The sequence below is a fragment of the Pseudomonas wenzhouensis genome (assembly GCF_021029445.1).
GTDB classification, from domain to species: Bacteria; Pseudomonadota; Gammaproteobacteria; order Pseudomonadales; family Pseudomonadaceae; genus Aquipseudomonas; species Aquipseudomonas wenzhouensis.
Map to the genome: position 1 here is coordinate 4,142,338 of NZ_CP072610.1, position 20,996 is coordinate 4,163,333.

At 64.3% G+C, this 20,996-nt stretch carries 18 protein-coding genes and 1 pseudogene; 8 read left to right on the plus strand and 11 right to left on the minus strand.

The genetic code is table 11. From position 1 onward, the window contains the following. Nucleotides 1-65 precede the first annotated feature (65 nt). The 9 genes and pseudogenes from J7655_RS19340 to bioB form a co-directional block, all read right to left on the minus strand. Nucleotides 66-1,354: pseudogene (locus J7655_RS19340) on the minus strand (GGDEF domain-containing protein). Nucleotides 1,355-1,512: 158 nt separating this feature from the next. Continuing rightward, nucleotides 1,513-3,318 (minus strand): phenylacyl-CoA dehydrogenase, encoded by a 1,806-nt coding sequence (locus tag J7655_RS19345; RefSeq protein ID WP_230925795.1) that lies wholly within the window; start codon nucleotides 3,316-3,318, stop codon nucleotides 1,513-1,515. A gap of 170 nt (nucleotides 3,319-3,488) precedes the next feature. Beyond that, nucleotides 3,489-4,223 carry a putative metalloprotease CJM1_0395 family protein gene (locus J7655_RS19350; RefSeq protein WP_230925796.1) on the minus strand — a complete coding sequence of 245 codons (735 nt, stop codon included), beginning with the start codon at nucleotides 4,221-4,223 and terminating at the stop codon, nucleotides 3,489-3,491. Between the two features lie 52 nt (nucleotides 4,224-4,275). Next, nucleotides 4,276-4,575: a hypothetical protein gene (locus J7655_RS19355; protein WP_230925797.1), complete on the minus strand. Its 300-nt coding sequence runs from the start codon at nucleotides 4,573-4,575 to the stop codon at nucleotides 4,276-4,278. Nucleotides 4,576-4,674: 99 nt separating this feature from the next. Further along, on the minus strand, nucleotides 4,675-5,361 hold the full coding sequence (bioD, locus tag J7655_RS19360) for a dethiobiotin synthase (protein ID WP_230925798.1): 687 nt from the start codon (nucleotides 5,359-5,361) through the stop codon (nucleotides 4,675-4,677). 14 nt (nucleotides 5,362-5,375) lie between these two features. Then, nucleotides 5,376-6,206, minus strand: coding sequence for a malonyl-ACP O-methyltransferase BioC (gene bioC / locus J7655_RS19365; RefSeq protein ID WP_230927760.1), 831 nt, complete (start codon nucleotides 6,204-6,206; stop codon nucleotides 5,376-5,378). Between the two features lies 1 nt (nucleotide 6,207). Beyond that, nucleotides 6,208-6,930: an alpha/beta fold hydrolase gene (locus J7655_RS19370; RefSeq protein ID WP_230925799.1), complete on the minus strand. Its 723-nt coding sequence runs from the start codon at nucleotides 6,928-6,930 to the stop codon at nucleotides 6,208-6,210. Next, nucleotides 6,923-8,092 (minus strand): 8-amino-7-oxononanoate synthase, encoded by a 1,170-nt coding sequence (gene bioF, locus J7655_RS19375; protein WP_230925800.1) that lies wholly within the window; start codon nucleotides 8,090-8,092, stop codon nucleotides 6,923-6,925. The genes J7655_RS19370 and bioF overlap by 8 nt, the downstream gene beginning before the upstream one ends. A gap of 82 nt (nucleotides 8,093-8,174) precedes the next feature. Then, nucleotides 8,175-9,233 carry a biotin synthase BioB gene (gene bioB / locus J7655_RS19380; RefSeq protein WP_230925801.1) on the minus strand — a complete coding sequence of 353 codons (1,059 nt, stop codon included), beginning with the start codon at nucleotides 9,231-9,233 and terminating at the stop codon, nucleotides 8,175-8,177. Between the two features lie 196 nt (nucleotides 9,234-9,429). Here bioB and J7655_RS19385 point away from each other — a divergent pair, with 196 nt between their 5' ends. From J7655_RS19385 to rarD, 5 genes are all read left to right on the plus strand, one after another. Beyond that, entirely contained in the window at nucleotides 9,430-9,723 is a 294-nt protein-coding gene (locus J7655_RS19385) for a hypothetical protein (RefSeq protein WP_230925802.1), read from the plus strand. Nucleotides 9,724-9,766: 43 nt separating this feature from the next. Beyond that, nucleotides 9,767-10,507, plus strand: coding sequence for a ComF family protein (locus J7655_RS19390; protein WP_230925803.1), 741 nt, complete (start codon nucleotides 9,767-9,769; stop codon nucleotides 10,505-10,507). A 61-nt stretch (nucleotides 10,508-10,568) separates the two neighbouring features. After that, complete coding sequence (locus J7655_RS19395) at nucleotides 10,569-11,333, plus strand: TOBE domain-containing protein (RefSeq protein ID WP_230925804.1); 765 nt, start codon at nucleotides 10,569-10,571, stop codon at nucleotides 11,331-11,333. A 97-nt stretch (nucleotides 11,334-11,430) separates the two neighbouring features. Next, nucleotides 11,431-12,405, plus strand: coding sequence for a serine/threonine protein kinase (locus J7655_RS19400; protein WP_230925805.1), 975 nt, complete (start codon nucleotides 11,431-11,433; stop codon nucleotides 12,403-12,405). Between the two features lie 205 nt (nucleotides 12,406-12,610). Then, the gene (rarD, locus tag J7655_RS19405) at nucleotides 12,611-13,504 is read left to right on the plus strand and encodes an EamA family transporter RarD (RefSeq protein ID WP_230925806.1); all 894 of its coding nucleotides are present in this window, start codon (nucleotides 12,611-12,613) and stop codon (nucleotides 13,502-13,504) included. Nucleotides 13,505-13,627: 123 nt separating this feature from the next. On the opposite strand, the gene J7655_RS19410 is transcribed toward rarD, so the two are convergent. Together J7655_RS19410 and J7655_RS19415 are read right to left on the minus strand one after the other, a co-directional pair. After that, nucleotides 13,628-14,146, minus strand: coding sequence for a glycine cleavage system transcriptional repressor (locus J7655_RS19410; RefSeq protein WP_147810810.1), 519 nt, complete (start codon nucleotides 14,144-14,146; stop codon nucleotides 13,628-13,630). Between the two features lie 34 nt (nucleotides 14,147-14,180). Beyond that, nucleotides 14,181-14,630, minus strand: a complete 450-nt coding sequence (locus J7655_RS19415) for a GNAT family N-acetyltransferase (protein WP_230925807.1) — start codon at nucleotides 14,628-14,630, stop codon at nucleotides 14,181-14,183. A 361-nt stretch (nucleotides 14,631-14,991) separates the two neighbouring features. On the opposite strand from J7655_RS19415, the gene J7655_RS19420 reads away from it, so the two are divergent. The 3 genes from J7655_RS19420 to J7655_RS19430 all read left to right on the plus strand — a co-directional run bounded on the left by J7655_RS19420 (nucleotide 14,992) and on the right by J7655_RS19430 (nucleotide 19,949). Beyond that, entirely contained in the window at nucleotides 14,992-17,169 is a 2,178-nt protein-coding gene (locus J7655_RS19420) for a malate synthase G (RefSeq protein WP_230925808.1), read from the plus strand. A 144-nt stretch (nucleotides 17,170-17,313) separates the two neighbouring features. Continuing rightward, a complete protein-coding gene (locus J7655_RS19425) occupies nucleotides 17,314-19,245 on the plus strand; it encodes a putative nucleotidyltransferase substrate binding domain-containing protein (RefSeq protein ID WP_230925809.1) in 1,932 nt (643 codons plus the stop codon). Further along, nucleotides 19,242-19,949, plus strand: a complete 708-nt coding sequence (locus tag J7655_RS19430) for a 3'-5' exonuclease (protein WP_230925810.1) — start codon at nucleotides 19,242-19,244, stop codon at nucleotides 19,947-19,949. The genes J7655_RS19425 and J7655_RS19430 overlap by 4 nt, the downstream gene beginning before the upstream one ends. Nucleotides 19,950-20,996: the final 1,047 nt, after the last annotated feature.

Genomic DNA, 20,996 nt, shown 5'->3' on the forward strand with positions numbered 1-20,996 from the left:
CTACTGCCATGCGCGAACCGGCAACAATCATCGTTGGCGGCCTGAATGCGGCGCCATAAACCGGCTCAGTCGGCAGCGCTGGCAACCTTGACCGCGCCACGCCGTTGCGCGGCACTGCGTAGGCAGTTACGCCCGGCAGCCTTGGCGCTGTAGAGCGCCTTGTCCGCCTCCTTGATCACCTCCTGTGGCGTGCGCTGCTCGGCCTGGCGCTCGGCCACCCCCATGCTGACGGTCACCGACACCTCGCTGGCAGCCTTGCCGGCACGGCGCTGCCTGCCTTGCTGGTCATCGCGCGGACGGCTCTGCGAGTCACGCAGCTGCATGCGGTACTGCTCGATGGCCAGACGCACCATATCCAGATGCGGCATGCACTGCTCCACGCTTTTGCCGGGAAACAGCAGGGTGAATTCCTCACCGCCGTAACGGTAGGCCTTGCCGCCACCACCGACCTTGCGCAACTGGCTGGCGACCAGGCGCAGCACCTGATCGCCTACGTCATGACCATGGGTGTCGTTGAATTTCTTGAAATGATCGACGTCGACCATGGCAATCACATAGTCGCGCCCCAGACGCTGCAGGCGCTCGTTGAGCGCGCGCCGCCCCGGCAGCCCGGTGAGCTCGTCGCGAAAAGCCATCTGGTAGGCCTCGTGCGCCACAGCGGCGACCAGCATGAGCATGACTATGCTGATCATCACCTGCAGCGCATTGGCCAGAATGAACACCTGCGGCAGCATCCACAGCAGCCCGAACAAGCCCACCACTTGCGCTGCATGCAACGGCCTGGGCCGACGCAGGTATTGCACGGACAGGACGATGAAGGCCAGGGCAAACAGCAGATAACCCAGCTGCGCCAGGCTCATCCAGGCGCCGTACAGCGCCGGCCAGTGAATCTGCGCCAGCCACCGGCGATCCCCTGCGGATAGCGCCGTGCCAGGCCGAACGCCACGGCACTGACGGCCAGCAGCACCAGGCCACGGGCGAGCATGTCCTGAGCCAGATGCGAGCGTTCCTCCCAGCAACCGTAGAGGGCATACAGCAGCGGCAACAGCAGGCAAAGCAAATGAAAGACCAGCGCCGCATCGGCACGCACCTGGCCATGACCACGATAGTGGTCGACCTGGATATCCAGCAGGAAGTAGCCGACATACAGCGCCAGCAGCAGAAACACTTCGCGCTGACGGCCATAGACCAGACAGAACGCCCCACCGAGCAATAACAGCAAGGTCGGCAACACATTGAACAGGGAGATGAAAAACTCGCTGAGCACCGGCAGCCGCGCAGCCACGACCCCACCGACCAGCAAGGGCAGCGAGGAAAAGAAGTGACTGAAACGCAGAGCGGCCGGACGGATCACGTGGGCATCCTGAGGAGTGATGAAGGCATTCTGCCTGCTTGACCCACTTAAAACAGCGACAGGATGCGCCATTCTCTGCAGTGCCCGGCGCAAAAACGACAACGCCGCCCAGAGGGCGGCGTTGTGATTCAACCGAAAGAGATGGCTCAGAGCCAGTCTTAGAAGCCCAGAGCGAAGTGCTCTTCTTCCATCTCCATCAGGTTGCTGGCGCCCGACAGCATGGCTTCGACATGCATGCGGGTACGCGGCAGGATGCGCGCGAAGTAGAAGCGCGCGGTCTGCAGCTTGGCCTTGTAGAACGCCTCGTCTTCGGTACCGGCGGCCAGCTTCTCGGCAGCCAGGCGCGCCATGTCGGCCCAGAAGTAGGCCAGGCAAGCGTAACCGGAGTACATCAGGTAATCCACCGAAGCGGCACCGACTTCCTCGCGATCCTTCATCGCCGCCATGCCGATCTTCATGGTGACGTCGCCCCACTCCTTGTTCAGTTTGGCCAGCGGCTCGACGAATTCCTTGACGGCATCGTTGCCTTCGTTGGCCTGGCAGAACTTGTGCACGATCTTGGTGAAGTTCTTCAGCGCGCCGCCCTGGGTCATCAGTACCTTGCGGCCCAGCAGGTCGAGGGCCTGAATGCCGGTGGTGCCTTCGTACATCATCGAGATGCGGCAGTCGCGAACGTTCTGCTCCATGCCCCACTCGGCGATGAAACCGTGGCCACCGTAGATCTGCATGCCGTGGGAAGCAGCTTCGAAGCCCACTTCGGTCATGAAGGCCTTGGCGATCGGCGTGAGGAAGGCCAGCAGTTCGTCAGCGGCTTTCTTCTCTTCGGCGTCCTGGCTGTACTTGACGATATCCACCTGCTTGGCGGTGAAGTAGACCATGGCACGGTTGCCTTCGGCGAACGCCTTCATGGTCAGCAGCATGCGGCGTACGTCCGGGTGCACGATGATCGGGTCAGCGGCTTTTTCCGGCGCTTTCGGGCCAGTCAGCGAACGCATCTGCAGACGCTCGCGAGCATACTTGATGCCACCCTGGAAACCGACTTCAGCGTGGGCCAGGCCTTGCAGCGCAGTGCCCAGACGAGCGGTGTTCATGAAGGTGAACATGCAGTTCAGGCCTTTGTTGGCCGGGCCAATCAGGAAGCCGGTGGCACCGTCGAAGTTCATCACGCAGGTGGCGTTGCCGTGGATGCCCATCTTGTGTTCGATGGAACCGCAGGAAACAGCGTTGCGCTGACCTACGCCGCCTTCGGCATTGGGCAGGAACTTCGGCACGATGAACAGCGAGATCCCCTTGGTACCGGCCGGGGCATCGGGCAGGCGGGCCAGGACAATATGGACGATGTTGTCGGCCATGTCGTGCTCACCGGCGGAGATGAAGATCTTGGTGCCGGAAACCTTGTAGGTGCCGTCGGCCTGCGGTTCGGCCTTGGTACGCAGCATGCCCAGGTCGGTGCCGCAGTGCGGCTCGGTCAGGCACATGGTGCCGGTCCACTCGCCGGACACCAGCTTGGTCAGGTAGGTGTGCTTCTGCTCGTCGGTGCCATGTTCGCTCAGGGTGTTCATCGCACCATGGGACAGGCCCGGGTACATGCCCCAGGACCAGTTGGCCGAGCCGACCATCTCGCTGATGGCCAGGCCGAGCGATTCCGGCAGGCCTTGGCCGCCGTGCTCGACGTCATGCGCCAGGCTCGGCCAGCCGCCTTCGACGAACTGCTGATACGCCTCTTTGAAGCCGGTCGGGGTCTTCACGCCGGATTCACTCCAGGTGCAGCCCTCGATGTCACCCACACGATTCAGCGGAGCCAGAACCTGCTCGCAGAACTTGGCGCCTTCTTCGAGGATGGCGTCGACCATGTCCGGCGTGGCGTCCTGACAGCCTGGCAGGCTCTGGTAGTGAGCTTCATAGCCCAGCAGCTCGTCACGAACGAAACGAATGTCACGCAAGGGGGCCTTGTAGTCAGGCATAACGGTAAACCTCTGCGGTGGATTCCTAGTAGTTGGGGTGACCGGCTTTGGCGGTCGATTTCCGGATCAATCCCGGCTGCCTGGCCACGAGGCTGCGGCCGAAGCAATCAAACAGGCGTTTGAAACATACGTTTACGCCACCCCCTTGTCAAGCGCTGCCAATCGGCCGGTTACGCGACCAGATCGATGCGCGATTCAGGCGCTGACAGTTCGCCCAGACGCCGATACAGATCAAGATTAGGCGCTGGTGGCAGTGTCTGCTGCGACTGCTCGGCGGGCTGGTCCTCAGCCTCACGTGCCTCGTCGCGGGCTTTGCGCGCCTCGACGGCGGTGACGGCCTCTTCTCGGCGCTGCTCGGCCAGTTCGACCCGCGCCTGCGCCGCCTGCGCCTGGGCCAGGGCGGCGACGCGCAGATCCTGCGGGGAAGGCTCAACGGGGGCGAGCGCCGCGCGCAGGACGATCTCCATCTTGCGCAACGTGGCGGCGGGATCATTGGGAACGGGAGCCGTGTCGATGCTGACTTCGCCGGAAACGGCATAGCGCTGCCCGTCCGGGCCGCGTTTGAAACTGTATGTCGGCGCACCGGCGTACTGGCCACCTACGGCAGCGTGCGCCTGTTCGTGAGTACGCACTTCGCGGTCACGTTGCGCCAGCTCGGTGATTTCCAGTTGCTGCTGGCGCTGCTCCCGAGGGCTGGGTTCGGATTTGTCAGCACTTGTTGCAGCGCTATCGCGATCACCCTCTTCGCGTCCGGAGGCTGGTGAGTCGGCCTGCTGTTCCTGCGGCGCCGCTAAGGGTGCCTGGTCGGCACGGGCAATGTCAGGAGAAACTTCGGGCGGCAGTGACCGGGCCGAACTGGCGGACGGCGCGGGAAGGAAAGGTGGCAGGCTGCTGCCAATCTGCATGTGCGCCCTCCTGCCCCCTTGCCGGCAGCGAGGGCGGCCGGGGTGGAACTGCTTACGCGCGGGTATCGATCAGCGTACCCAACACCTCATCGGCGGTGTCAACGACGCGCGCATTGGCACGCACTTCGTTTTCAGCGGCACGCAATGTCACCAGGCTTTCGGTCAGATCGGGACGGCTGCGCTCGGCAACCTGCGAGCTGGGGTTGACCTGATTCTGCGGCGGGGTCTGCGTCGCCTGCTGCGCCGGATTGACGGTGCTGCTGGCAATATCGGCAGCAGCCTGATCGGCACGGCGTTGGCCGGACTGGATACCGTTCAGACCCGACCGGAATGCGTTGGCAGAGATTTCCATCGTCAACCCCCTGGGGGATGTAGAACCTAGACGCGCCCATTGAAGCAGAAACCGGCTAAAAAACGTACAGGCAAATGGCTATGGTCAGTTTACTGTTTATTACCAGTCTGCCAGTAACTCGAGATTCAGGTGCGCCGCCACGGCGGCTGCGTTCGCCTGAGCCAGGTGCGGCACACGCCCCAGACAGGGCGCCGGCAGGCGCTCGCAGAGAGTGGCGAGATTCTCTTCCAGGCGGGCGGTTTTCGGCTCGAAGATATTGGCCACCCAGCCGGCCAGTGGCAACCCGTCACGCGCAATGGCTTCAGCACTCAGCAGCGCGTGATTGATACACCCAAGGCGTACGCCCACCACCAGAATCACCGGCATGCCGAGGGCAATGGCCAGATCCGAGAGGTTTTCCTCGCCGGCCAGGGGCACACGCCAGCCACCGGCGCCTTCCACCAGCGAGAAATCTGCGCCCTTGGCCAGGATCGCCTGCACCGCCGGCATCAGACTGGCGACATCCAGTCTGATGCCGGCCTCACGGGCCGCCAGATGCGGGGCAATGGCCGGCGCGAAGGCAAATGGGTTGACCTCTTCATAACGCAGCGGCAACGAGCACTGGGCGAGCAAGGCCAGCGCGTCGTCGTTGCGCAAACCGTCGACGGTGCGCCTGCAACCGGAGGCGACCGGCTTGGCCGCTGCTGTACTCAAACCCTGCAGACGCGCGGCATGCAGCAGGCCTGCGGCGATGGTGGTCTTGCCGATTTCGGTATCCGTACCGGTAACGAAGTAGGCTTGGCTCATGGCTGATATTCCACTCAATACAGGCTCGACGGTTTGTGCAACACGCCATACACCACCTGATAGGTGGCTGGCAGCCCGTGCGGCTGGCGAAAACCTTCGTAGGCCTCGATCAACGCGCGAATGCGCGAGGGCCCGGTCAATCCGCCGGGTCGCCCCGGGTTGAGGTTGTGTGCACCGAGTTCCTTCAGCGACGTGGTCAGGCTGCGTAGATCGGGAAAATGCAGCACCTCAGCCTCGCGCTGCAGCGTCAATACCTGCAAGCCACTGGCCGCGCACAGCTGCTGATAATCCTCGAAATGGCGAAAACGATTGACGTGCACCAGGCCATCGACCGCCTGCCAACTGTCCCGCAGCTCCTGCAGCGTGCCCACGCACAGGCTGGAGAACGCCAGCACGCCGCCGGGACGCAACACCCGCTGCGCTTCACTCAACACGCGCGGGAAATCGCCGCACCATTGCAGCGCCAGGCTGGAGAACAGCAGATCGATGCTCGCGCCCTGCAGCGGCAGGGCTTCGGCATCGCCAGCGATAAAGTGTGCAGCGCCGCCCTGCGGCCTGGCATGGCGCAGCATGCCCTCGGCGATATCCAGCGCCAGCCCTTCGCCCTGCGCATAGCGCCCGGCCAGGACACGGGTGAAGTGGCCCGTACCGCAGCCCAGGTCCAGCCAGCGCTGCACCGGCAATTCGGCCGGCACGCGCGCCAGCAACTGCGTACCAACACTGCGCTGCAGCTCGGCCACCGCGTCATAGCTGGCTGCCGCGCGGGAAAAGGAAGCGGCGACCTGACGCTTGTCCGGCAGCGCATAGGGTGCGCCGTGCACAGCAGAAGACGGACACGCACACATCTCAGGCATCACAGGCCTCGCGGATAAAATCGAGCATCAGGGTCGCCAGCGCATCGGCCTGTTCAAGCACGAAGGCATGACCGCAGTCCTCCAGCACATCCACCTCACCTGCTGGCAGCAGCGCCAGCAGCTCAGAAGCAACGGCGGCCGGCACCAGCGCGTCCTGTTCGGCCAGCAGGTGCAGTTGCGGCCCGCTGAACGCCGTCAGCGCCGCGCGGTTGTCCAGGCTGGCCAACAGGCGTAGCCCGGCCAGCAGGGCCGGCTCGTCGCCGGTCGCCAGATGGCCTTGCAGCTGTCGTGACAGGGCGCGCACATCAGCACCACCCTGGGCGCAGAGCATGGCGAAACGCTTGAGGGTGGCGCTGCCGTTGTGCTGACAGCCTTCATGGAAGGCGGCATGGGTCTGCGCCGACATCGCCGTCGGCCAGGCATCACTGGCAACGAAGCAGGCATTGCTTGCCAGGCTGATCAGGCCACGACAACGCGCGCCGCGCCGCGCCGCCAGGGCAGCAGCCAACATGCCACCCAGCGACCAGCCGGCCAGCCAGCAGTCCAGCGGCAGGCGTGTATCCAACTCGTCGAGCCAGTCGGCAACGGCGGCACTGTTCAGTCGCGGCAGGGTCGGCACCTGCACATTCAGCTCAGCCCCCAGCGCTTCGGCCAATGGCTGCAACACGGCACCATCCAGGCCCCAGCCCGGCAGCAGTATCAGGGTCTCACGCATCGGTTTGCACCTGCGGCCAGCACTCGGCCAATGCCTCGAGCAAACGCTCAAGCTGTGCATCGCTATGCGCGGCAGACAGCGTCACACGTAACCGCGCGCTGCCAGCCGGCACGGTGGGCGGGCGGATGGCTCCGACCAGCAGGCCACGCGCCTTGAGCAACGCCGACAGCTTGAGCGCACGTGCGCTGTCACCGACCAGAATCGGCTGAATCGGCGTGGGGCTGTCCATCAGACTCAGGCCGATCTCGGCGGCGCCCTGCCGAAAGCGCGTGATCAGCCGCTGCAGGTGTTCGCGGCGCCAGTGTTCGCTGCGCAGCAGCTCCAGGCTTTTCAACGTGGCGCAGGCCACCGCCGGCGGCTGGCTGGTGGTGTAGATATAGGGACGGGCGAACTGGATCAGCGTCTCGATCAGTTCCTCGCTGCCGGCGACGAAGGCGCCAGCGGTACCAAAGGCCTTGCCCAGGGTGCCGACCAGCACCTGCACGTCATCCTGACCCAGGCCGAAGTGCTCGACGATACCGCCGCCCGTGGCGCCCAGCGGGCCGAACCCGTGAGCATCGTCGACCATCACCCAGGCCTGCGCGGCACGCGCCTCGGCGCACAGAACCGGTAGATCGGCCAGGTCGCCGTCCATGCTGAACACGCCATCGGTGACCACCAGGCAATTGCCGTGGGCCTTGCGCAGACGATTGGCCAGACTCACCGCATCATTGTGCAGGTAGCGTGAAAACCGCGCGCCCGAGAGCAGCCCGGCATCGAGTAGCGAAGCATGGTTGAGGCGATCCTGCAGCACGCTGTCGCCCTGCCCGACCAGTGCAGTGACCACCGCCAGGTTGGCCATGTAACCGGTGGAGAACAACAGCGCGCGCGGCCGACCGGTAAAGGCAGCCAGTGCTTCTTCCAGCTCATGATGCGGCGTGCTGTGGCCGCTCACCAGGTGCGAGGCACCGCCGCCGACACCCCACTTTTCCGCGCCCTGCTGCAGCGCAGCGATGACGTCGGGGTGATTGGCCAGACCGAGGTAGTCGTTGGAACAGAAGGCCAGCAGACGCCGACCATCGACCTGTACCTGCGGCCCTTGCGGGCTGTCCAGCAAGGGCCGAAGGCGGAACAAGTCGGCAGCCTGGCGTTCGGCGAGGCGGGCGGATAAATCGAAAGGCATATACATACCTTGTGGAGCCCGCTTGCCGGCGATTAGCGGCAGTCGCAATCACCAGCAAGCTGGCTCCTACATAAACAGCGGTTTAGGCCGAAGCGGCGTTGTAGAACAGCTGGGAATCGCGCTGCTCGATCAGCGCCTGCTCGATGGCCGCCTGGTGCACCTCATCGGCATGCTCTTCGCGCTCTTCGGGTTTGATGCCCAGGCGCTTGAACAGGGCCATGTCCTTGTCCGCCTGCGGGTTGGCGGTGGTCAGCAACTTCTCGCCGTAGAAGATCGAGTTGGCGCCGGCCATAAAGGCCAGGGCCTGCATCTGCTCGTTCATCTGCTCGCGACCGGCAGACAGGCGAACGTGGGATTTCGGCATCATGATCCGCGCCACGGCCAGGGTGCGGATGAAGTCGAAGGGGTCGACGTCCTTCTCCTCGGCCAGCGGCGTGCCCTTGACCTTGACCAGCATGTTGATCGGCACCGATTCCGGGTGTTCCGGCAGGTTGGCCAGTTGGATCAGCAGCCCGGCGCGATCATCCACCGATTCGCCCATGCCGAGGATGCCGCCGGAGCAGATTTTCATCCCCGCCTCGCGCACGTAGGCCAGAGTCTGCAGGCGCTCGCCGTAGGTGCGGGTGGTGATGATGTTGCCGTAGAACTCCGGCGAGGTATCGAGGTTGTGGTTGTAGTAATCCAACCCTGCTTCGGCCAGCGCCTGGGTCTGCTCCTGATCGAGGCGACCGAGGGTCATGCAGGTCTCCAGGCCGAGTTTCTTCACGCCTTTGACCATCTCCAGCACGTAGGGCATGTCCTTGGCCGATGGGTGCTTCCACGCCGCGCCCATGCAGAAACGGGTGGAGCCGATGGCCTTGGCCTCGGCGGCCGCCTCCAGCACCTTCTGCACCTCCATCAGCTTTTCCTTGTCCAGGCCGGTGTTGTAGTGGCCGGACTGCGGGCAGTACTTGCAGTCTTCCGGGCAGGCGCCGGTCTTGATCGACAAAAGCGTCGAGACCTGCACGCGGTTCGGGTCGAAGTGCTGACGATGGACGCTCTGCGCCTGGAACAGCAGGTCGTTGAACGGCTGCTCGAACAGCGCGCGAACCTCGGCGAGGCTCCAGTCGTGACGGGGGGTGATTGCGGCGGTTGCGCTCATCTGGGAAGTCCTTCGACGCTGGGTGGCATCTGTTGTCAGGCCCGCGCGGGGCATTCAGGCTTTGGCCATCATAAGTGGCGATTGGATGCTGTCAACCACAACAAAGACACAGGTTTACATCTGATCAAATAACAACCAATAGAACTTATGGCATGGCACAAGGCCCAATGCTTACCTCTTCAACAGGATGTTCTGCATGCAGGTAGAAGGCTTTTTCGAAGGGCTCGGCGAAGCGCTGGGGCGCTTCATTCGCTTTATCGTCGACATGCTCTCCGGCGTGCTGGGCGCCATGGCCGATGCCATCGACGACTTCCTCCAGGGGCTGGCCAGGGCCATCGGCATGGACGTGTCGATCTTCAGCATCATCCTGCTGATCATCGGCCTGCTGTTTCTGGTCAATGGCATACGCGCGCTGCTGCGACGCTCGATCATCGGTGGGGTGATCTGGCTGCTGCTGGGGTTGATGGTCATGGGCTGGCTGATTCGCTGACGCCGGCTAGACTTCAGGCACCACCGCTCATGGATGAGCCGCCATGCCCGCGTTCGATCTCACCTCACTGCGTCACTTGCCCTGGCTACGGCCGCGCCGTCACTGCCAACTCTGTGACGAACCCACGGATCACCCCGCACACAACATCTGCACCGCCTGCGAGGCCGAGCTGCCCTGGCTCGGCGCACACTGCCAGTGCTGTGCGCTGCCCTTGCCGGTACCCGGCATGATCTGCGGCGCCTGCCAGAACAAGCCGCCGAGTTTCAGCCGCGTGGAAGCGCCCTGGCGCTATGCCTTCCCGGTCGACAACCTGATCACCCGCTTCAAGCACCAGGCGCAGTGGCCGCACGGGCATCTGCTTGCCGAACTCTTGAGCGAGCATCTGCGCCACGCCTTCGATGAAGGTCTGCCGCGCCCCCAGGCATTGCTACCCGTGCCGCTGGCGCGCAGACGACAACGGCAACGCGGCTTCAACCAGGCACAGATGCTCGCCGACTGGCTGGGCAGCAGCCTCGATCTGCCCGTCAGGCATGACTGGCTCCTGCGCCACCTCGACACGCCCGCGCAGCAAGGCCTGGACGCCGCGACACGCAAGCGCAACCTGCGCCAGGCCTTCAGCCTGAAACAGCCCGCACAGGTAGCCGGTGCACACCTGGCGCTGGTCGACGACGTGCTCACTACGGGCGCCACCGCCGGCATGCTCGCGCAATTGCTGCGTCGGGCCGGCGCCCTGCGCGTCGATGTCTACTGCCTGGCACGTACGCCGCGACCGGGCGATACCTGACTTGACGCGCCTGGTGCAGTCACGCACCGTGCCCGGCATTCTCCCTGACCAGGCCTGAATCATGTCGCAGCTCGATGCCCTTGCCCAACTGCTCAGCCGCCGCCCGAAACGCCTGGCCCTGCTCGAACAGATCGCCGAGCAGGGCTCCATCACCCGCGCCGCCAAGGCTGCCGGGCTGAGCTACAAGGCCGCCTGGGACGCCATCGACGAGCTGAACAACCTCTCGGAGCAGCCCCTGGTCAGCCGCAGCGTCGGCGGCAAAGGCGGCGGCGGCGCGCGCCTGACGCCAGCGGGCGAGCGCCTGCTGGCGTTGCAACAACGCCTGCAGGCGCTGCAGGTGCAACTGCTGCAGGCGGCCGGTGACGACGCCGACCTGGAACTGCTCGGTCGCCTGATGCTGCGCACCAGTGCGCGCAACCAGCTCACCGGCCGTGTGCGCGCGATTCACGCCCACGGCCACAACGACCTGATCGACATCGAACTGCCCGGCGGCAGCCGCCTGCAGGCGCAGATTACCCATGACAGCACGGAAAACCTGCAATTAAGCGAAGGCAGCAGCGTGGTCGCGCTGATCAAAGCAGGCTGGCTGGAGTTGCAACCGCTACAGGCTCCCCGCACAGCACAGCACAACACACTCGAAGGCCATATCGAACAGATTCTGCCGGCCAGCGATGGCCCCAGCGAAGTACGCGTGAGCCTGAGCAACGGCCAGACCTTGTGCGCATCGATCGAACCCGAGCGCCTGGCAGCCCTGAGGCTGGCGGTGGGCGATCCGGTGCGTGCGCAGTTCGCTGCCAGTCAGGTGCTGCTCGGTACTCAGTTATAAGGGCGGGATAAACCGCCAATACGCTGACGGCGGGTTACACCCGCCCCAGGTGTGGCGCAAGCCGGTAGACTGAGCGCCCAATCATGCGGAGCCGTTCATGAGCCATCCTTTTGCCACCCTCACCCCGGATCTGGTGCTCGATGCCGTGGAGAGCCTTGGCTACCTCAGCGACGCGCGCGTATTGGCACTCAACAGTTACGAGAACCGCGTCTATCAGGTGGGCATCGAAGGCGAAACGCCGTTGATCGCCAAGTTCTATCGCCCGGATCGCTGGAGCGATGCGGCGATCCGCGAGGAGCACAGTTTCAGCGCCGAGCTGGCCGAGCACGAAGTCCCGGTGGTGGCGCCGCTGGCGCGCGATGGCGAGACGTTGTTCGAGCACGGCGGTTTTCGCTTCGCCCTGTTCCCGCGTCGCGGTGGCCGGGCACCGGAGCCAGGCAATCTCGACCAGCTGTATCGCCTGGGGCAGTTGCTCGGGCGTATGCATGCGATTGGCGCCAGCCGTCCGTTCGCACACCGCGAAAGCCTGACTGTGGACAACTTCGGCCACGCCGCCCTGGCCTCGCTGCTCGAAGGCGGCTTCGTTCCGCGCAGCCTGCTGCCTGCCTACGAGTCGGTCGCGCGCGATCTGCTCGCGCGCCTGGATGAATTGTTCGCCCGCGTGCGCTATACACCGATTCGCCTGCACGGCGACTGCCACCCGGGTAACCTGCTGCACCGCGATGACGCCTTCCATATGGTCGACCTCGACGACTGCCGCATGGGCCCGGCGGTACAGGACCTGTGGATGATGCTGGCCGGCGAGCGTCACGAGCGCCTGGGTCAGCTGGCCGAGCTGATCGACGGTTACCAGGAATTCCATGACTTCGCCGCCCGCGAGCTGCCGCTGATCGAAGGCCTGCGCGCCCTGCGCCTGATGCATCACAGCGCCTGGATCGCCAAGCGTTGGGACGACCCGGCCTTCCCCCTGGCCTTCCCCTGGTTCGCCGGCGAGCGCTACTGGGGCGACCAGATTCTCGCCCTGCGCGAACAGCTGGCGGCTCTGGACGAGGAGCCACTGCGGCTGTTCTGAGCCGATGACATCCGGGCGCGCAGTTCCCGGATTGCCTCCGGGGCGTCAGGCCCGCGTACCCATACAGTTGCGCGCACCGCGTAAAGTTTGCCTTACGACTTTGCCGGCGTTTCGGTATGCATAAAAAGCTGAACGAACAGACAAGGCAGAGGCCAGAGCGCTAGAATTTCGCGGCAACCGTTAGCTGCCTAACCAAGGATTTTCGATGGCCACCGCCAACCCGCAACGCGGGTACGTTCTGGGTCTTACCGCCTACATCATCTGGGGCCTGTTCCCGCTCTACTTCAAAGCCCTGCAAAGCATCCCGGCGATGGAGATCATCGTCCATCGCGTGCTTTGGTCGGCACTGTTCGGCAGTCTGCTGCTGCTTGTCTGGAAGCACCCCGGCTGGTGGCGTGAACTGCGCGACAACCCCAAGCGTCTGGCGGTGCTGGCCGGTTGCGGGTTGCTGATCGCGACCAACTGGCTGGTGTACGTGTGGGCGGTGAACAACGACCGCATGCTTGAGGCCAGCCTGGGCTACTACATCAACCCGCTGATCAACGTATTGCTCGGCCTGCTGATTCTCGGCGAGCGCCTGCGTCGCCTGCAGTGGCTGGCTGTCGGCCTGGCCGTGGTTGGCGTGGCGCAGCAGGTCTGGCAGGTGGACAGCCTGCCCTGGGTGTCGCTGGTGCTGGCGCTGACCTTCGGTTTCTATGGACTGATCCGCAAACAGGCTCCCGTGGCGGCGCTGCCCGGCCTGGTGGTGGAAACCTGGCTGCTGCTACCGGTGGCGCTGGCCTGGCTGGCGCTGCATCCCGCCGCCATGAGCAGCCAGACCAGTTTCTGGAGCAGCAGCGAAGCACTGTGGCTGGTGGCCGCCGGGCCGATCACCCTGGTGCCGCTAGTGTGCTTCAATGCCGCCGCACGGCATCTGCCCTACACCACGCTGGGCTTCCTGCAATACCTGGCACCGACCCTGGTGCTGCTGCAGGCCATCTTGCTGTTCGATGAGCACTTCTCGCCGAGCACCCTGTTGGCCTTCGCCTGCATCTGGGCCGGGCTGTTTGTATACAGCCTGGATATCTGGCTGCACCTGCGCAAGCGCTCGACGCAGTAAAAGGCTGGTGCGCACAGCGCACCCTACGCGGGTCGCAGACACCTCAGGGTGTCGCGGGGCAGCCCAGGTTGTGCGCCGGGGCTCCCCAGTTACCCACAGGCTGACCCACGCTCGTCGTGGATATCACTCCTCGGCGCGCAGATTCAGCTCCACCATCAGGTCATCGGCCAGGGTTTCCAGGCGTGCCTGCAATTGCTCGAGCGCCAGCGCCTCCGGTACGGCCAGCAGTGCTTCAGCGGTGAACAGCAACTCGCCGCTCATCGGCGCTGGCGCCACCTCGGTCAGCAGGCTCTCCAGGTTGACGCCCTGCTCGGCCAGCACTCGGGTGATATCGCGGACGATACCGGGCCGATCATTACCGACGAGTTCCAGACGAATCGCGGTGAAGCGCCCGCCCGGTTCGCTACCGCTGGCGGCCAGCTGCACGCGAATGCCCTGCGCACTGAGCGCTTCGAGCTCCTTGATCAGGCCGGCATGGGCCTCGGCCGGCACATCCACCCGCACGATCCCGGCGAACTGTCCGGCCATGCGCGCCATGCGACTCTCCAACCAGTTGCCACCATGTTTCGCCACGCAGCCGGCAAGGCGCTCGACCAGGCCCGGTTGGTCTTCGGCAATCACCGTCAGTACCAGATGATCCATGTACTACCTCACTCGTTCACAGGATGGGAAATTGTCAGCCACGCAGCGACAGCCAGTAGGTCAGGAACTGTTCGTCACGCACGTAGCCAAGACGCTCGTAAAGACGCTGAGCAGCCAGGTTGTTCTGCGCCGTTTCCAGTTGCAGACCGCAGGCCCCGCTCGCCTCAGCATGGGCGCGGGCAGCCTTCATCAGCGCTTCGCCAACGCCGCAGCGGCGCGCGCTTTCGTCGACATACAGATCACTGAGCAGCCAGGCCGGTTCCAGCGCCAGCGAAGCATGAAAGGGATACAGCTGCACGAAGCCCTGCGCAGTGCCCTGCCCGTCACGGGCGATGAACAGCTGCGCATCACCGTACTGCAGACGCGCACCGAGAAAGGCGGCGATGTCCGCATCAGCGCGCGGCACCTGATAAAAACGCAGATAGCCGGCGAACAGGCGGGTGAGGTCGGCGAGGTCGGCCGTGGTCGCAGCGGAAACCGTCATGGCAGCTCCGGAATGATGTGTCAGGCAGTATAGGCGAGCTGGCGCGTAGGCCATATTGACGTCGTTGTCACTAGCCCGAGCAATTAATCGTGTACGTTTTTTAACAATTCTATGGAACAATATGTAAGTTTTTTGAACACACTATGTATTGGGCGTGACTAGAAATAGTCTTTTGGTCGCGGTCTGACGCATACCTACTGCATTTCCCCGGAATCTTCATGTAGTATGCCGCGCCACGGACTACAAGACGGCCAGCCCGTCTCCGACGAGCCTCTCTGAAAGCGCAGGTGTAGAGTGCGCAGGTCGTTTTCAGAGGTGCCCGAAGCGGCGATTGAGTAAAGCTCAGAGAGTGAGGCAAGTGATGACTGAACGCGTTCAAGTCGGTGGCCTGCAGGTCGCCAAAGCCCTGTACGACTTCGTGAACAACGAAGCCATTCCCGGTACCGGCATCGCTGCCGACCAGTTCTGGGCCGGTGCCGCCGCGGTCATCAAGGACCTGGCGCCGAAGAACCACGCCCTGCTGGCCAAGCGTGACGAACTGCAGGCGCAGATCGACGCCTGGCACCAGGCACGCCAGGGTCAGGCGCATGACGCCGCTGCCTACAAGGCCTTCCTCCAGGAAATCGGCTACCTGCTGCCGGAACCGGAAGATTTCCAGGCCACCACGGCCAACGTCGACGAAGAAATCGCCCGTCTGGCCGGCCCGCAGCTGGTCGTGCCGGTGATGAACGCGCGCTTCGCCCTGAACGCCTCCAACGCCCGCTGGGGCTCGCTGTACGATGCCCTCTACGGCACCGATGTGATCAGCGAAGAAGGCGGCGCCGAAAAGGGCAAGGGCTACAACAAGGTGCGTGGCGACAAGGTCATCGCCTTCGCTCGCGCCTTCCTCGACGAGGCCGCACCGCTGGCTGCCGGCTCGCACGTCGACTCCACCGGCTATGCCATCGTCGACGGCAAGCTGGTCGTTGCCCTCAAGGGCGGCAGCAACAGCGGCCTGCGTGACGACGCGCAACTGGTCGGTTTCCAGGGCGAGGCCAGCGCGCCGATCGCCGTGCTGCTCAAGCACAACGGCCTGCACTTCGAGATCCAGATCGACGCTTCCAGCCCCATCGGCAGCACCGACGCTGCTGGCGTCAAAGACGTGCTGATGGAAGCGGCGCTGACCACCATCATGGACTGCGAAGACTCCGTCGCTGCCGTCGATGCCGACGACAAGGTGGTGGTCTACAAGAACTGGCTGGGCCTGATGAAGGGCGACCTGGCCGAGGAAGTGTCCAAGGGCGGCAGCACCTTCACCCGCACCATGAACCCGGATCGCGTCTACACCCAACCGGACGGCTCCGAGCTGACCCTGCACGGCCGCTCGCTGCTGTTCGTGCGCAACGTCGGCCACCTGATGACCAACCCGGCCATCCTCGACGCCGAAGGCAACGAGGTTCCGGAAGGCATCCAGGACGCACTGTTCACCAGCCTGATCGCGGTGCACAACCTGATCGGCAACACCACGCGCAAGAACACCCGCACCGGCAGCGTGTACATCGTCAAACCGAAGATGCACGGCCCGGAAGAAGTCGCCTTCACCAGCGAAATCTTCGCCCGCGTCGAGGATGTGCTGGGCCTGGCCCGCAACACCCTGAAAGTCGGCATCATGGACGAAGAGCGCCGCACCACTGTCAACCTCAAGGCCTGCATCAAAGCCGCCAGCGAGCGCGTGGTGTTCATCAACACCGGCTTCCTCGACCGCACCGGTGACGAGATCCACACCTCCATGGAAGCCGGCGCCGTGGTGCGCAAGGCCGCCATGAAGAGCGAAGCCTGGATCGGTGCCTACGAGAACAACAACGTCGACGTCGGCCTGGCCACCGGCCTGCAAGGCCGTGCGCAGATCGGCAAGGGCATGTGGGCCATGCCGGATCTGATGGCGGCAATGGTCGAGCAGAAGATCGCCCACCCGCTGTCCGGCGCCAACACCGCTTGGGTACCGTCGCCGACTGCCGCCACCCTGCACGCCCTGCACTACCACAAGGTCGACGTGTTCGCCCGTCAGGCCGAACTGGCCAAGCGCACCCCGGCTTCGGTGGACGACATCCTGACCATCCCGCTGGCCAAGGACACCAACTGGTCGGCAGACGAAATCCGCAACGAGCTGGACAACAACGCGCAAGGCATCCTCGGCTACGTGGTGCGCTGGATCGACCAAGGCGTCGGCTGCTCCAAGGTGCCGGACATCAACGACGTCGGCCTGATGGAAGACCGCGCCACCCTGCGTATCTCCAGCCAACTGCTGGCCAACTGGCTGCGCCACGGCATCGTCAGCGAAGCGCAGGTGGTCGAAAGCCTCAAGCGCATGGCGCCGGTGGTCGATCGTCAGAACGCGGGCGACCCGCTGTATCGCCCGATGGCCCCGGACTTCGACAACAACGTCGCCTTCCAGGCCGCGCTGGAGTTGGTGATCGAGGGCACCAAGCAGCCCAACGGCTACACCGAGCCGGTGCTGCACCGCCGTCGCCGCGAATTCAAGGCCAAGAACGGCCTCTGATTCAGCGCAGCAGAACGAGCCGCCTACGGGCGGCTTTTTCGTGGGCTATAGTTTTAGCCCGGCTGCCCCCTACTTAGGTGCAATGGGCAACGCGACGGGCCAGCGCCACACTGACACCATCCCGAAACTGCGAGGCGCACGCCCATGAGCAAGGCCGACGCAATGGCCGATGCCGGCAAGACTGCGGTGCTTCAGAACATCCACGGCACCATGGAGTTCCTGCACAAGTTTCCGCCCTTCAACCAGATGGACACCGCCCATCTGGCGTTTCTGGTCGAGCACTGCCAGCTGCGCTTCTATGCCGAGGGCGACTCGATCATCAAGCCCAGCGATGGCCCGGTCGAGCACTTCTACATCGTCAAACAGGGCCGCGTGCATGGCGAGCGCCCTCACTCGGCCAGGCGCGGCACCGAAACCACCTTCGAGATCACCGCTGGCGAATGCTTCCCCCTGGCCGCGCTGATCGGCGAACGCGCCACGCGTACCGAGCACCTGGCCGCCGAAGACACCTTCTGCCTGCTGCTGTCCAAGCTCGCCTTCGTCAAACTCTTCGCCGTTTCCAACCCGCTGCGCGACTTCGCCCTGCGCGGCGTCAGCAGCCTGCTCGATCAGGTCAACCAGCAGGTGCAGTTGCGCGCGGTGGAAACCCTCGGCGCACAATATTCGCTGGACACCCGCCTGGGCGAACTGGCCATGCGCCAACCCATCGGCTGCGCACCGGACACACCCTTGCGTGATGCCGTGCGACTGATGCACGAGCAGCATGTGGGCAGCATCGTGGTGCTCGACCCGGCCGGCAAACCGCTGGGCATCTTCACCCTGCGCGACCTGCGCCGAGTGGTCGCCGACGGCGTCGACCTGGCCCAGCCGATCGACAACCTGATGACGCCCAATCCGTTTCATCTGGCGCCCGATGCCAGCGCCTTCGATGCCGCCATCGCCATGACCGAGCGGCACATCGCGCACGTCTGCCTGGTGGAGCACGAGAAACTCTGCGGGGTGATTTCCGAGCGCGACCTGTTCAGCCTGCAGCGTGTCGACCTGGTGCACCTGGCGCGCACCATCCGCCACGCCGGCAAGGTCGAAACCCTGGCCGGGCTGCGCAGCGACATCCGCCTGCTGGTCGACCGCATGCTCGCCCACGGCGCCAGCTCGACGCAGATCACCCACATCGTCACCCTACTCAACGACCACACCGTATGCCGGGTCATCGAGCTGACCCTGGAGGACATGGGCGATCCGGGCATTCCCTTCACCTGGCTGTGCTTCGGCAGCGAAGGCCGCCGCGAGCAGACCCTGCACACCGACCAGGACAACGGCATCCTCTTCGAGGCCGACAGCGCCAGCGATGCGGCCGCCATCCGTGAGCGCCTGCTGCCGATCGCACGCGAGATCAATCAGCGCCTGGCGCAGTGCGGCTTTACCCTGTGCAAGGGCAACATCATGGCCGGCAACCCCGAGCTGTGCCTGTCACGCCAGGAATGGTCGCGGCGCTTCACCGGTTTCGTCCTCGAAGCCACGCCGGAGAACCTGCTGGGTTCGTCGATCTACTTCGATCTGCGCACCATCTGGGGCCCGGACGAAGGCTGCGAGCACCTGCGTGAGGAATTGCTCGGCCGCATCGCCAACAACAGCCTGTTCCAGAAGATGATGGCCGAGAACGCCCTGCGCCAGCGCCCACCGGTCGGACGCTTCCGCGATTTCGTGGTGGCCCGCTCCGGCGCCGACAAAGACACCCTGGATCTCAAGGTGCAGGGGCTGACCCCGTTCGTCGACGGCGCCCGCCTGCTGGCGCTGGCCAATGGCATCAGCGCGGTCGGTACCCTGGAGCGCCTGCGCGCGCTGATCACCCAGGGTGTGATCGATGCACTGGACGGTGCCGCCTACGAAGAGGCCTACCATTTCATCCAGCAGACGCGCATGCAGCAGCATCAGTTGCAGGCACGCAACGAGCAGCCCTACTCCAACCGCGTCGACCCCGACCACCTCAATCACTTGGACCGGCGTATTCTGCGCGAGTCGTTCCGCCAGGCGCAGCGCCTGCAGAGCAGCCTGGCCATGAGGTATCAGCTATGAGCAAGTTCACCTGGTTCACCGGCCGTGGCCCGGCCCTGACCCAGCAGCAGTTGCAACGCCGCGCGGCCCTGAGCACGCCGGCAGCGTTCGACGAACGCCCGCTGCACCAACAGCGCTTCGTCGTCCTCGACCTGGAAACCACCGGGCTGAACATGCGCCGTGATCAGGTGCTGGCCATCGGCGCGGTGGTGATCGACAACGGCGCCATCGATTTCGCCGAGCAGTTCGAATGCACCCTGCACCGCCCCGACCATCAGGCCAGCGCCAGCACGCTGATCCATGGCATCGCGCCCAGCGCAGTGGCACGGGGCGTGGAACCGGCCGAGGCGCTGCTGGACTTCATGGAGTTCGTCGGCAACAGCCCGTTGCTGGCGTTTCATGCCGAGTTCGACCAGCGCATGCTCGCTCGCGCACTGCGCCAGAGCCTGGGCTATCGCCTGCAGCACCACTTCTTCGACGTCGCCGAAATTGCCCCGCTGCTGTGCCCGCAATCGCGCATTCGCCAGGGTGGACTCGATGAATGGGTCGCCGAGTTCGGCCTGCAGGTGCACCAGCGTCATAACGCCAGCGCCGATGCCCTGGTCACCGCCGAGCTGGCCCTGATGCTGTTCAGCAAGGCGCGCCGCCAGGGTATCGACAGCCTCGTCGAACTGGAGCGGCAACTGGCCAGCCGGCGGCGGCGTCAGCACGCCATGTCGCTCTAATCCCTCGCCCTCCCCACACTCTGGCACCGGCTGCGCCAGCCTACCCGGCTATTGCCTGCAGATAGCCCGGATGCAGCGACGCGCAGACGCCAACGAAAAGGCCATGTGCCTGTTACCTGCTGCGCCGAGCGGTAACTCTTTATAAGAGCGGGCCTGCCCGCGAAAACCGACAACGCCAAAGCATCGCGGGCAAGCCCGTTCCTACAAGGCCTGCGATCTTCTGAGGGATTTTCTGCAACAGCTAAATCAGACGCAGCCCACAAAAAAGGCTCTTCGCGTTATCGCGGGGAAGATACGCTTGACACGGGACTGGCAAGTTTATGTGCGTACTGCTTACTGATTTAGCACTATCCATTACCGCGTGTACTGGGCGTTTGGGTTGCGCCCCTTACGGGCGCCACACCTTTCTTGCTTGCCCAAGAAAGGTGTGCCAAAGAAGGGCACCCCGACATCCGGGTTTCGCTACGCGAAACTTCCCTCGCTCCGGCGCTGCTCCGGGGGCCGGCTTACATGGGCCGTCCCTGGCCCATTAAGCCTCTCGCCGCATCCATGCGGCTCGTCCCCCTGCGCAACACCTCCACTCGGCCTCCTGAAGGGGACCAGGTCGCGAGCTTGCGACATCTCTGGAAGATCAAAGTCGGTAGCGTTTGGCTTTTGCTCTTGACGCACGTTCTCACAGACGACGCCCAAGTCCCCTTCAGTAGGCCGAGTGGAATCGCCGTTGAAGGGGTTGAGCGACATGGATGTCGCGAGAGCCACGATGGGCCAGGGACGGCCCTTCGTGGCGTGCCTCTGGAGCGGTGATGGAGCGAGGGAACCCCGGCGCAGCCGGGGCCGGATGGTGGGGTGCCCTTCTCTTTGGTTACTTTCTCTTGGGCAAGCAAGAGAAAGTGACTCGCCCGTAAGGGGCGAAACCTATCAGGCCAGACAACACGCTAAGGGATAGTGCCAAGTCATCGACAGCTAACACGTAGTTGCCAGTCCGGTATCAACCCGCACTTCCCCCAAAATATGCGAAGAAATCGAGTAGGAGGCGGGGTCGCCCCC